This window comes from Polaromonas sp. CG_9.7 (assembly GCF_015752205.1).
GTDB lineage: Bacteria > Pseudomonadota > Gammaproteobacteria > Burkholderiales > Burkholderiaceae_C > Polaromonas.
Genome location: NZ_JADOVG010000004.1, coordinates 164345 through 176946, shown reverse-complemented (window position 1 = coordinate 176946; position 12602 = coordinate 164345). Strand labels below are relative to the sequence as shown.

Below are 12602 nucleotides of genomic sequence, written 5' to 3'. Positions count from 1 at the left end.
GCCGGTGGCGGCGCAGGGCAGGCCACGGCCCATCGAATTTGACAACAACACAATGAAAGCCCCCTGATGGACAAACACTACCTGACCCCGCTTTTCGCCCCGCAGTCCATTGTTGTGTTTGCCGGTCAGGTCGATGATCCGGACAGCCTGACCTCGCGCGCCAAGGTGCTGCACCAGGCCCTGCGCGCGCAGAAGTACACCGGCACCCTGCAGTTTCTGGACATCCACACCACCGGCACGCTGGCGGACCTGGCGCAAACCGGTGCCGACCTGGCCATCATTGCGCTGCCGCCCGATGAAGTCGAAGCTGCGCTGGAGATAGCCGGACGCATGACCTGCCGCGCGGCGCTGGTGATCACCAGCGGCATCAATGCCGACGGCGCGGCCAGACTCAAGAAGATTGCGCGCCGCGAAGGGGTTTTCCTGATGGGGCCCAACGGCCTGGGCCTGCAGCGCCCGCACCTCCTGCTCAACGCCAGCGCCGCCGGGCCCATGGCCAGGCCGGGTTCGCTGGCGCTGGTGTCGCAATCCGGCGCGCTGACGTCGTCCATCCTTGACTGGGCCACGAAGAACGGCGTCGGATTTTCGTCAGTGGTGTCGCTCGGGCCGAACACCTCGGTGGACATTGCCCAGGTGCTCGATTTCCTGGCCAACGACCGGCACACCCAGAGCATCGTCATTTACCTCGAAGGCATTTCCAGCGCCCGCCGCTTCATGAGCGCACTGCGCTCGGCGGCCAATGCCAAGCCGGTGGTGGTGCTCAAGGCCGGGCGCCGGCCGGCCGGCAACGAAGCCGCGCAAACCCACAGCGGCACCATCGTCGGCAGCGACGATGTGTTCGATGCCGCACTGCGCCGCGCCGGCGCGGTGCGCGTGCGCTCGTTTGTCGAGCTGTTTTCAGCCGCCAAGTGCCTGGCCTCGCGTTACCGCCCGGTGGGCAACCGGCTGGCCATTGTGACCAATGGCGGCGGCCCCGGCGTGCTGGCCGCCGACTGGGTGAATGAAATCCATCTGGAGCTGGGCAAGCTGTCGCCTGAATCGGCCAGCACGCTCAAGCCGCTGCTGCCCGAACTGGCGTCGCTGTGCGACCTGATCGACCTGTCCGAAGAAGCGACACCGGAACACTACAAGGCCGCCATCGAGGCCGCCGGCAGGGACCGGCAGATCGACGGCGTGCTGGCGATTTTCTCGCCCAAGGAAGGCATCGATGCCGCCGAAGTGGCGCGTACGCTGGCCGAGGTCAAGCGCAGCATGGGCAAGCCGCTGCTGTCGTGCTGGATGGGCGATGCGTCGGTGGTGGCGGGGCGGGTCATTCTCAATGAAGCATCGATTCCGACCTTTCGCACGCCCGAGGCGGCGGTCGGCGCGTTTGGCAACATTGCTTCCTTCTACAAGAACCAGCAGCTGCTCCAGCAAACGCCGCCGCCGCTGTCCACGCTGGCCAAGCCCGACATCGAGGGCGCGCGGCTGATCATCGAAAACGTGCTGGCCGAGCGCCGCAAGGTGCTGACCGAGATGGAGTCCAAGACGCTGCTGTCGGCGTTCCACATTCCGGTCACCAAGACCATCCTGGCGCGCAGCGCCAACGAAGCGATGATGATCGCCACGCAGCTGGGCTTTCCGGTGGCGCTGAAGATCGACTCGCCCGACATCAGCCACAAATCCGATGTCGAGGGCGTGGCGCTGAACATCCTGAACGCCACCGGCGTGCGCGACACCTTCACCCAGATGATGCAGACCGTTTCGCGCCTGAAGCCCAATGCGCGCATCAACGGCGTCACAGTGCAGACCATGGCGCGCGCCAAGCGCGGTCGCGAGGTGTGCGTCGGACTGGTCACCGATGACCCGTTCGGCCCGGTGATTGCCTTTGGCGCCGGCGGCACGATGATCGAGCTGATCAACGACCGGGCGATGGAATTGCCGCCACTGAACCAGTTCCTGGCGCGCCAGTTGATTGGGCGCTCGCGTGTGGCCGAAACGCTGGGTGCCTGGCGCGGCGCCACGCCGGCGGACATGAACGCGCTGGAGCAGATTTTGCTGCGCGTCTCGGAAATGGTCTGCGAGCTGCCCCAGCTGCGCGAGATGGACATCAACCCGATCATCGTCGACGAATCCGGCGCCGTCGCGGTCGATGCGCGCATCGCCATCGACAACGCGCCGCAGGCCATCAGCGGCCGGGCCAACACCTATAACCATCTGTCCATCCTGCCGTACCCGGCACGCTACGAACAGGTCTGGCCGCTGCGCGGCGGCGGTGAATACACCGTGCGCCCCATCCATCCGGACGATGCCGACATGCTGCAGGAAATGATGTCGCACCTGTCGCAGGAAAGCCGTTATTTCCGCTTCATCTCGTCCATGGTCGAGTTGCCGCCCAGCATGCTGGCGCGCTTCACGCTGATCGACTACGACCGTGAAATGGCACTGGTCGCGGTGTTCAAGGAACGCCGCTCGGGCGCCAACGGCGAGTTGCCGGAAACCGAACGCATCGTCGGCGTTTCACGCTACGTCACCAACCCCGACCAGTCAAGCTGCGAGTTTGCGCTGGTGGTGGCCGACGACTTCAACGGCAAGGGACTGGGCTCGCGGCTGATGCTCAGCATCATGGACGTGGCACGCGAAAAGGGTTTGTCGGAAATCGAGGGCCTGGTGCTGGCGCAAAACCCCGGCATGCTCAAGCTCATGAAAAGCCTGGGCTACACCATCAAGCCGTTTGCCGAAGACCCGGATTTCAGGCTGGTGACACATACGCTGTAACACAAACGTCAACCGGGTCACTGTGGCCCTGCGGACACCCGGTCATCCAGCAGGGTCCGGTCGCGTTGTCTGCCAATGCGTGTAAGGTGGGGATGATCAACGGCTGTTGCGTGAACAGACCGGCAAAAACACCAGTTGGTGAATTTTGAGCCGGTACTGACCTTTGTACCGTGCGAAAAGGCAGTCTTTCTGTTTGGCGTTTCGCCTCTTTGCGCTTGCCGGCATTGCGTTTAAAAACGTATCAAATCCTGGCAGGCCCAACAGGCGCCTTAAAGCCCGGGGTGGCAAAACCCTATCGCACCGATTAAAAGTATTGCATTGATGGATCAATGTCATAACTTTATAGTCGAGCTTGTAATCAATTTCGACAACCAAGGTGAGAATTATGACAAACGAAATGAAATGCCCTTTTTCTAGCGGAGCGCTCAAATCTCCCGTGGCAGGCGCCCGGACAAACGCTGACTGGTGGCCCAATCATCTGAGTTTGAATATCTTGCAGCAGCATTCCGAGCGGTCAAATCCCATGGGCAAGGCGTTCAACTACGCTGAAGAGTTCAAGTCGCTTGACTTGCATGCGGTGGTGAAAGACCTGCACGCCTTGATGACCGATTCCCAGGACTGGTGGCCCGCTGACTATGGCCACTACGGTCCGTTTTTCGTTCGCATGTCCTGGCACAGTGCCGGCACTTACCGCATCGGCGACGGCCGCGGTGGCTCGGGCTTTGGCACGCAGCGCTTTGCACCGCTCAACAGCTGGCCAGACAACGTGAACCTGGACAAGGCGCGCCGCCTGCTGTGGCCGATCAAGCAGAAATACGGCCGCAAGATCTCCTGGGCTGACCTGATCGTCCTGACGGGCACGGTTGCCATGGATTCGATGGGCTTGAAAACGTACGGTTTTGCCGGCGGTCGCGAAGACGTCTGGGAACCCGGCGAGGATATTTACTGGGGTCCTGAAGACACCTGGCTGGGCAACGAACGCTACACCGGCGATCGTGAACTCGAGCAGCCTCTGGGCGCCGTTCAGATGGGCTTGATTTATGTGAACCCGCAAGGACCGGACGGCAACCCCGACCCGGTCGCTGCGGCACGGGACATTCGCGAGACCTTCGCCCGCATGGCGATGAACGACTATGAAACCGTTGCGCTCTGCGCGGGCGGACACACCTTTGGCAAATGCCATGGCGCAGCGTCTGAAGACTTCAAGGGCACGGAACCCGAAGGCGCCAGCATTGAAGAGCAAGGCTTCGGCTGGACCAGCCGCATGGGCAGCGGCAAGGGCGTCGACACGATTTCCAGCGGGCTGGAAGGCGCCTGGACGGCCAGCCCCATCACGTGGGACAACGGCTATTTCGACGCGCTGTTCGGCTACGAGTGGGAATTGACCAAGAGCCCTGCCGGTGCGCACCAGTGGACGCCCAAGAATGGCGCTGGCGCGGGCACCGTGCCTGATGCCCACGACCCGTCGAAGCGCCATGCACCCTTCATGGCGACGACCGATCTGTCGCTGCGGATGGACCCGGCCTACGAAAAAATTTCCCGGCATTTCCACCAGAACCCGCAAGAGTTCGCCGACGCTTATGCCAAGGCCTGGTACAAGCTGACGCACCGCGACATGGGACCGATCGCCCGCTACCTGGGCCCCTTGGTTCCAAAAGGCGAGGAGCTGTGGCAAGACCCGGTGCCTGCTGTCGATCACGAACTGGTCAGTGCGGACGACGTCGCGGCGCTCAAGGCGACGGTGATTGCCTCCGGACTGTCCATCCCGCAACTGGTCTCGACGGCCTGGGCATCGGCGGCAACCTTTCGCGGCAGCGACAAGCGCGGCGGGGCCAACGGCGCGCGTATTCGCCTGGCACCGCAAAAAGACTGGGAAGCGAACCAGCCGGAGCAACTCAAACTGGTGCTGCAGACGCTGGAAGGCATCCAGCGGGACTTCAACGGCACGCAGTCGGGGAACAAGAAAGTGTCCATCGCTGACATGATTGTTTTGGGCGGCTGCGCAGCGGTTGAAGCCGCTGCCAAAAAGGCCGGTCACGACGTGACGGTTCCGTTCACCGCAGGGCGAACCGATGCGTCGCAAGAGCAGACCGACGTGGACTCGTTCGCCGTGCTGGAACCTTCTGCCGATGGCTTTCGCAACTTCATCAAGAAGAACCACTCACGCACAGCCGCTGAAATGCTGATCGACCGTGCCAACCTGATGACCTTGACGGCGCCAGAGATGACGGTACTGATCGGTGGCATGCGTGCGCTGAATGCCAACGTCGGGCAAGCCCAGCACGGTGTGTTCACCCGGCAAGCCGAAACGCTGACCAACGACTTTTTCGTGAACCTGCTGGACATGCGCACCCAATGGCAAAAGTCGGCAGCTTCGGAAGACGTGCTGGAAGGGCGTGACCGGACCTCGGGCGAGATCAAGTGGACCGGCACGGTGGTGGATCTGGTCTTTGGTTCCAACGCCCAGCTCCGGGCACTGGCGGAAGTCTATGCCTGCAGCGATTCGCAGCAGGCGTTCGTGCATGACTTTGTGGCGGCCTGGACCAAGGTGATGAACCTGGACCGTTACGACCTGGCCTGATCCGGGAAAAAATCCCAAGGGTTGCTGATGCGTGGCCGCAACCGGGCACCGGATGATTCCGGCCCCGTTCGCGGCCAGCGCGCCTGAACCATTTTTCCAAACAGCGCCGGTTCAATGCCGGCGCTGCTTCGTTGTCACAGCAACTTCATGCGCCGGGCCTCATCACGCAGCTGGCCGCGAAAGTCCGGGTGCGCGATGGCGATCAGCGCCTCGCAGCGCTGCCGGGCGCTCTTGCCGCGCAGCTGGGCCACGCCGTGCTCGGTCACCACATAGTTGATGTCGTTCTTGCTGGTGGACACATGCGTGCCGGGCGACAGCACCGGCACGATGCGCGAGATGGTGTCGTTCTTGGCGGTCGACGGCAGCACGATGAAGGCCTTGCCGCCGTTGGAGCGGTTCGCCGAGCGCACAAAGTCGGTCTGGCCGCCAGTGCCCGAGTAGGGCGCGTGCCCCAAGCTTTCCGAGCCGCACTGGCCCATGAAGTCGATCTGCATCGTCGCATTGATGGCATGCAGGTTGTCGTTCTGGCCAGCCAGCCAGGGGTCGTTGGTGAAGTTGACCGGGTGCATCTCGACCGCCGGGTTGCGGTGCAAAAAGTCGTACAACCTTTTCGAGCCGAGCGCAAAAGTGGCAACCATCTTGCCAGGCAAATAATTCTTTTTCCGGTTGGTCACCGCGCCGGCCTCGACCAGCGTCATGATGCCGTCGCCGATCATTTCGGTGTGCACGCCCAGCTCGTGCTTGTGCGTCAGCTGCATCACCACCGCGTCCGGAATGCCGCCATAGCCGATCTGCAGCGTCGCGCCGTCCGGGATCATGTCGGCGACGTACTTGCCGATGGCTTCTTGCACCGGGCCTATTTTTGGCAGCCCGACTTCCATCAGTGCGTCTTCACTTTCCGTCAGCGCGGTGACCTGCGAAATGTGGATGTGGCAGTTGCCGTTGGCAAACGGCACGTTGGGGTTGACTTCCAGCACCACCGCCCGGGCCTGCGCGATAGCAGCCATGGTGTAGTCGGGCGCCAGCGACAGCGAGAAAAAGCCGTATGCGTCCATCGGCGAAGCCATGGACAAGACCACGTCGGCAGGCAGCAGTTTGCGGTTGAGCAGGTCGGGCAGTTCAGAGAAATTGGCCGAGATGAAATCGGTCCAGCCTTCCTGTCCGCCAGCGCGTGAAATGCCGCTGAAGAAATAGGCGGCATGCCGCACATGGCCGGTGGTTTCCGGGTCGAAATAGTCGTATTTGCGCACCGGCAGGATTTGCGAAACGGTCACATTGCGGAACTCGCGCCGTGCGTTCGAGAGCGCTGTCAACAGGGCAGGCGGCTCGCCCACGGCGGTCGGTACCACCACGGTATCGCCGTTCATGACAACGCCGATGGCGTCGGCGGCCGACATGCGTTTTTGCTGGTACAGGGTTTGAATGGACATGGCTGCTTTCTGGTGGCTGCGATCTGGGCACCCCTTCATTATCAAATAGCATCGCCCCTGACTACCTGACAGGGACGGGCAAGAGGCCCGGTCAGGGTTCAGCCGCAGCCGATCGGCAGCCAGAGGGTCTGAACTTTGCGTTTGTTGCATGTGTTGGTGGCGCTTTTCAGGCGTGCTGCAGCAGCCGTTCACCCCCACCAAAGGCACGATTCCAGGGGACAGGCCGAAGCGTCGGCACACAGGTCACGCTGTTGCACCTTGCCGGGCTTGCAGCGACAACGGTAAGCGGAAGTAATGCTGCCGGGCAGGTGCATCCAAATTCAGGTCTCGCGGGTAGTACCTCTGTGGCGTGCTGAAACGCCACCGCCTTTCAACCATCTGAGGAACCCCATCATGCAAACTTCACGCGCTTTCTTTGTCCCGGCCCTGCTGGCCGTTGCCGCCCTTGCCGCTTGCGGTAGCAGCAATGATGACCAGCCGGCGACGCCGGTTGCCGGTCCCGTAGCCGTCGGCGACACCGTGGCCTTGACGGTTTCGGGCAGCGTGCTGTCGTTCGACCGCACAACGCCCGCCACCCTCAAGGGCAGCATCGCCGTCAGCGGCCTGCTGCCGAATGAAAAACTGGTCGGCCTGGACGTGCGGCCGGCCGACGGCCTGCTGTATGCACTGAGCAACCAGGCACGGCTCTACACGCTGAACGCCGCCACCGGCGTGGCCACGTTCAAGGTCGCGCTTGCTGCTGCGGCCGGAGACGACAACCCCTACACCGCCCTCACGGGCAGCCAGTTCGGCGTTGACTTCAACCCCGTCGCCGACCGGCTGCGCGTCGTCAGCGACACCGGCCTGAACCTGCGTATTGACGTCACCACCGGCGCCACCATCACCGACGGCGTGATCAACGGCGCAGCCGCCGCCATCACCGCCTCCGCCTACACCAACGCGGTCGCCGGCACCACCTCGACCCAGCTCTACAGCCTCGACGCCGCCGCCGGCCAGGTCTACCTGCAGGACCCGCCGAACAACGGCACGCTGACCGCGCCGATTGCACTCGGCGGCACGTTTGCCGGCGCCAACGGCTTTGACATCGACGCCCGCAACAACACCGCCTATGCCGCGCTGACCAGCGCCGGCAGCACGGCGCTGTACACCGTGCCGCTGACCGCCGGCAGCACCGCGACGCGCATCGGCACCATCGGCACCGGCGAGGCACTGACCGGGATGGCACTTATCCAGCCGGCAACGCCCAAGGTGTATGCGCTGACCACAGACAGCCGCCTGGCCAGCTTTGACCCGGCCACACCCACAACACTGTCGGCCAGCGTACCCATCAGTGGCCTGGTCAGTGGCGAATCGGTGCTGGGCATCGACTTTCGCCCGGCCAACGGCAAGCTCTACGCGCTGACCAGCACCGCGCGCCTGTTGACGGTCGATGCCGACAGCGGCGCCATTACCGTGGTGGCCACGCTCAGCGCCGATGCAGCCGACGCCACGCTGCCCTACAACGGCCTGGGCAATGCCGCACGCTTCACGGTGGACTTCAACCCGGTGGCCGACCGGCTGCGCGTGATCAACGACAACGGACTGAACCTGCGCATCAATGCCGACACTGGCGCAACCACCACCGACGGCGCCATCAACCGCGCCGGCGTGCCGCCCCTGGTGGCCGGCGGCGCCTACAGCAACAGCTTTGCCGGCACGCGCAGCACCGTGCTGTATGACCTGGACGCCGCCAGCAGCGTGCTGGCCCAGCAGGTCCCGCCGAACGACGGCACGCTGGTCAATGTGGGGGCGCTGGCCGTGCCGTTCAGCGGTGCCGCATCAATGGACATCGCCGGCGGCGCCAACGGGCTGGTGCTGGCGGCCTTGCGCACTGGCGCCAGCGGCCCGTACACGCTGTACACCGTGTCGCTGACCACCGGCGCCGCCACGCTGTACCGCAACACCACGGGCGATGCCACGCGCTCGCTGATTGGCGGCAGCGCCGGGCCGTCGGTGCTGGACCTTGCCATCAGGTTTTAGCAACTGCTCAGCGCCCTTCAAGCTGTTTGCATTCTCTTTTGTCATTGCGGACTTGATGAGCCTGCCCCGGACTTGATCCGGGGCAATCCATGCTCCCGTTTGGGGAGAAGTCATGGTTCCCGGGTCAAGCCCGGGATGACAGAGGTTCATTTCATTGCGCTTTAAACTGAAAAGTGACCTGAGTAGTTACCAGATTTAAGCCAAATCAGGCTTTTGCGCAATAGGGACGGGCGTAAGCAGCTACTTTTTCAATAGCATTGAAGATTGTCAGCTGCTCGCCCGCACCACCAGTTCGTAGCCCAGGTCAACGCAGGGCGCAGCCACGGCGTCGCCACGCATCAGCGACAGCAGCATGCGCGCAGCCGCCGTACCAATCTCGGCGCGCGGCGTGCGCACCGTGGTCAGCGGCGGCAGCATCTGGTCGCTGCCGGTCAGGTCGTTGAAGCCGGCCACCGCCACGCGCTGCGGCACGGCCAGCCCCAGGCGCAGTGCGGCCAGCAGGGCGCCCTGCGCCAGGTCGTCGTTGCAAAAGAACACCGCGTCCACATCGGGCTGCTCGCGCATGATCTGAGCGAACATCTGCGCGCCCAGCGCCATCGACGACGGCGCGGGGTCCAGCCATTCCAGCGCCGCATCGTGCAGGCCGGCCGCGCCCAGTTCGCGGCGCCAGCCATCGAGCCGCTGCAGCGTGCGTGCATCCAGCTGCGCAGCGGCAAAGGCGATGCGCCGGCGGCCACGCGCCAGCAGGTGCCGCGTCATCTCGGCGCCGGCTTCAAACTGCGAAAATCCGACGCTGTAGACGCCCGGTGCCTGGGACATTTCCATCAGGTGGACACAAGGCACGCGGCTTTGCGCAATCAAGGCGCGGGCGGCGTCGCTGCGCGCCAGCCCGGTCACCAGCAGGCCGGCCGGGCGCTGCAGCAGTTGCTCGCGCAGCAGCAGTTCTTCTTCGTCGAGGTTGTAGTGCGTCACGCCCATCAGCGTCTGGTAGCCGGCCGGCCGCAGGCTGCGCTGCACCGCTTCGAACACATCGACGAACAGCGCATTCGACAGCATCGGGATCAGAACCGTGACATGCGCGCTGCGCTGCGACGCCAGCGCGCGGGCCGCTGGGTCGGGCACGTAGCCGAGCGTGCACGCCGCCGCCTGCACCCGCTCGACCAGCGCCGGATCGACGGCGCGCTCGCCGCGCAGCGCACGCGACACGGTGATGGGGCTGACGCCGGCGGCCTGCGCCACATCGGCCAGGGTGACGCGACCGGTGGCGCGCGAGCGGATGGGTGCTGAAGTCATGAATCCTAGGGAAACTACTGAGTTGTCGATATGGGATGCTCGCATAGGATAGCGCTATCCCAAGGTGAACGCCAGCCGGAAAATCCCTGAGTTGCCGCTTCCTGGCCATTTTTAAAAAGATTTTCCCGGCATTCGCCTTTTATTTTGGCTCGGCAGGATAGCGCTATCCAAACTTTGAACATATGACGGAATCTTTGGTAATCATGGGGGTGGCCGGTTGCGGCAAGTCCAGCCTGGGGGCCGCCGTGGCGCAAGCCACCGGCCTGGCGCTGGTCGAAGGCGACGACTTCCACAGCCCGGCGAGCCGCGCCAAGATGAGCCAGGGCATTGCCCTGACAGACGCCGACCGCGAAGGCTGGCTTGGCGTGCTGGGCGAGCAGCTGCGCAGCCACCCGGAAGGCCTGGTGCTGAGCTGCTCGGCGCTGAAACTCACCTACCGCGAGCGCCTGCGCCAGGCTGCGCCCGGGCTGCGCTTCGTTTTCCTCGACATCAGCCGCGAACAGTCGCAGGCGCGGGTGTCGGCCCGGGCACAACAGCATTTTTTCTCGACCACGCTGGTGGACAGCCAGTTCGCCACGCTGGAAGACCCCACCGGCGAAGCCGGCGTGCTGCGCGTCGATGCGCTCAAACCGCTGGCCACGCTGCAAGCCGACGTCAGCCAATGGCTGGCCACTGACAAGGAGCAGGCATGCACCCCGAAACCCTGATCGAAGCGCCGAAAAGCCGCTTCCAGCGCATCAGCAACATGCTGCTGGCCGGGTGCCTGGGCGTGATGGCGCTGGCGGTGTTCGTCAATGTCGTGCTGCGCTACGGCTTTGGCAGCGGCCTGCCCGCCAGCGAAGAACTCTCGCGCCTGCTGTTCGTCTGGATGGTGTTCATCGGCGCGACCGCTGCCTACCCGGCGGGCGAGCACATGGCTTTTACCAGCCTGGTCGGCATGCTGAAGCACCGGCCCGCGCTGTTCATGGCCATGACGATTTTCATTCGGCTGCTGGTGCTGCTGGCCTGCGTGCTGATCGGCTGGGGCGCTTGGCAGCAAGTGGTGGTCGGTTATGGCAGCCGGTCGGTGGTGCTGGGCTATTCAACGGCGCTGCTGCCGCTGCCGGCCTTTTTGTGCGCCACGGCCATCGGCCTGATGGCGCTGTTCGAGATCGTCCGGCGCACGCCGCTGGACCTGGGCCACAACGTGGAAGTCGAGTAACACCATGAGCAACGAAGGCCTCGCATTCATCGTTTTTTCCGTCGGCATGCTGACGCTCATGGGCATCGGCATGAACATGGGCCTGGCGCTGGTGCTGACCGGCGCCGGCATGGCCTGGGTGCTGGACTTCTGGGACACCCAGCTGCTGGCGCAAAACCTGGTCGCCGGGGTCGACAGCTTTCCGCTGCTGGCCGTGCCGTTCTTCATCTTGGCCGGCGAGCTGATGAACTCGGGCGGCATCAGCCAGCGCATCATTGCCATGGCGCAGGCTTGGGTCGGCCACATTCGCGGCGGCCTGGGCTATGTGGCGATTGGCGCGTCGGTGCTGATGGCCAGCATGAGCGGCTCGGCGCTGGCCGACACCGCCGCGCTGGCCACCATTTTGCTGCCGATGATGCGCAAGCAGGGCTACCCGATGCACACCTCGGCCGGGCTGGTGGCCTCGGGCGGCATCATCGCGCCGATCATTCCGCCGTCACTGCCCTTCGTGATTTACGGCGTCACCACAAACACGTCGATCTCGTCGCTGTTCCTGGCTGGCATCGTGCCGGGCATCGTCATGGGCGTGGGCCTGATCGTGGCCTGGAAATGGGTGCTGCGCAGCACCGACCTGTCTGAAGGCCAGCCGCTGCCCATGAAGGAACGGCTGCGCGCCACGGTCAAGGCGTTCTGGGCGCTCCTGATGCCGATCATCATCATCGGCGGCATGAAGACCGGCCTTTTCACGCCGACCGAAGCGGCCGTGGTGGCGGCGTTTTACGCGCTGTTCGTTGCGCTGTTCGTGCACCGCGAAATGAAGCTTCCCGAGATACAGGGCGTGCTGGTGCGTGCCGCCAAGACGACGGCCATCGTGATGTTCCTGTGCGCCGGCGCCCAGGTCGCCAGCTACATGATCACGCTGGCCGACCTGCCCAGCACCCTGACCGGCTGGCTGGGTCCGCTGGTGGACAGCCCGCGCCTGCTGATGGCGGTGATGATGATCGTGCTGGTGGTCGTCGGCACCGCGCTCGACCTGACGCCGACCATCCTGATCTTTGCGCCGGTGATGCTGCCGATTGCGGTCAAGGCCGGCATCGACCCGGTGTACTTCGGCCTGATGTTTGTGCTCAATGGCGCCATCGGCCTGATCACGCCGCCGGTCGGCACAGTGCTCAATGTGGTGGCCGGCGTCGGCCGCATGCCGCTGCACCAGGTGATTCGCGGCGTGAACCCGTTTTTGATCACTTACACGCTGATCCTGTTTTTGTTCGTGCTGTTCCCCCAGATCGTCACCGCACCTGTTGCGTGGATGCGCTGAAACCCAGTTCCTTTTTCCTTTTCC

General features: G+C 64.0%; 8 protein-coding genes. 6 read left to right on the top strand and 2 right to left on the bottom strand.

The features are described from left to right. Positions 1-66 precede the first annotated feature (66 nt). Together IWX87_RS05980 and katG are read left to right on the top strand one after the other, a co-directional pair. The gene (locus tag IWX87_RS05980) at positions 67-2757 is read left to right on the top strand and encodes a bifunctional acetate--CoA ligase family protein/GNAT family N-acetyltransferase (protein ID WP_196862600.1); all 2691 of its coding nucleotides are present in this window, start codon (positions 67-69) and stop codon (positions 2755-2757) included. A 385-nt stretch (positions 2758-3142) separates the two neighbouring features. Continuing rightward, positions 3143-5338 carry a catalase/peroxidase HPI gene (katG, locus tag IWX87_RS05975; protein WP_196862599.1) on the top strand — a complete coding sequence of 732 codons (2196 nt, stop codon included), beginning with the start codon at positions 3143-3145 and terminating at the stop codon, positions 5336-5338. A gap of 134 nt (positions 5339-5472) precedes the next feature. Here katG and IWX87_RS05970 read toward each other — a convergent pair whose 3' ends face one another. Next, positions 5473-6768 (bottom strand): acetyl-CoA hydrolase/transferase family protein, encoded by a 1296-nt coding sequence (locus tag IWX87_RS05970; RefSeq protein ID WP_196862598.1) that lies wholly within the window; start codon positions 6766-6768, stop codon positions 5473-5475. Between the two features lie 393 nt (positions 6769-7161). On the opposite strand from IWX87_RS05970, the gene IWX87_RS05965 reads away from it, so the two are divergent. After that, positions 7162-8787: a DUF4394 domain-containing protein gene (locus tag IWX87_RS05965; RefSeq protein ID WP_196862597.1), complete on the top strand. Its 1626-nt coding sequence runs from the start codon at positions 7162-7164 to the stop codon at positions 8785-8787. A gap of 267 nt (positions 8788-9054) precedes the next feature. Here IWX87_RS05965 and IWX87_RS05960 read toward each other — a convergent pair whose 3' ends face one another. Continuing rightward, a complete protein-coding gene (locus IWX87_RS05960; protein ID WP_196862596.1) occupies positions 9055-10080 on the bottom strand; it encodes a LacI family DNA-binding transcriptional regulator in 1026 nt (341 codons plus the stop codon). 182 nt (positions 10081-10262) lie between these two features. Between IWX87_RS05960 and IWX87_RS05955 the strand changes: the two genes are divergently transcribed. Genes IWX87_RS05955 through IWX87_RS05945 form a run of 3 tightly spaced genes read left to right on the top strand, consistent with a single transcriptional unit; the run spans position 10263 to position 12578 of the window. Then, on the top strand, positions 10263-10787 hold the full coding sequence (locus IWX87_RS05955; protein ID WP_196862595.1) for a gluconokinase: 525 nt from the start codon (positions 10263-10265) through the stop codon (positions 10785-10787). Further along, entirely contained in the window at positions 10769-11281 is a 513-nt protein-coding gene (locus tag IWX87_RS05950) for a TRAP transporter small permease (protein ID WP_196862594.1), read from the top strand. The genes IWX87_RS05955 and IWX87_RS05950 overlap by 19 nt, the downstream gene beginning before the upstream one ends. Positions 11282-11285: 4 nt before the next feature. Further along, the gene (locus IWX87_RS05945) at positions 11286-12578 is read left to right on the top strand and encodes a TRAP transporter large permease (RefSeq protein ID WP_196862593.1); all 1293 of its coding nucleotides are present in this window, start codon (positions 11286-11288) and stop codon (positions 12576-12578) included. The last annotated feature ends 24 nt before the right edge of the window (positions 12579-12602 follow it).

Coding starts and splice junctions, on each gene's coding strand:
- IWX87_RS05980 (WP_196862600.1), top strand. CDS start 67: ATGGACAAACACTACCTGACCCCGCTTTTCGCCCCGCAGTCCATTGTT.
- katG (WP_196862599.1), top strand. CDS start 3,143: ATGACAAACGAAATGAAATGCCCTTTTTCTAGCGGAGCGCTCAAATCT.
- IWX87_RS05970 (WP_196862598.1), bottom strand. CDS start 6,768: ATGTCCATTCAAACCCTGTACCAGCAAAAACGCATGTCGGCCGCCGAC.
- IWX87_RS05965 (WP_196862597.1), top strand. CDS start 7,162: ATGCAAACTTCACGCGCTTTCTTTGTCCCGGCCCTGCTGGCCGTTGCC.
- IWX87_RS05960 (WP_196862596.1), bottom strand. CDS start 10,080: ATGACTTCAGCACCCATCCGCTCGCGCGCCACCGGTCGCGTCACCCTG.
- IWX87_RS05955 (WP_196862595.1), top strand. CDS start 10,263: ATGACGGAATCTTTGGTAATCATGGGGGTGGCCGGTTGCGGCAAGTCC.
- IWX87_RS05950 (WP_196862594.1), top strand. CDS start 10,769: ATGCACCCCGAAACCCTGATCGAAGCGCCGAAAAGCCGCTTCCAGCGC.
- IWX87_RS05945 (WP_196862593.1), top strand. CDS start 11,286: ATGAGCAACGAAGGCCTCGCATTCATCGTTTTTTCCGTCGGCATGCTG.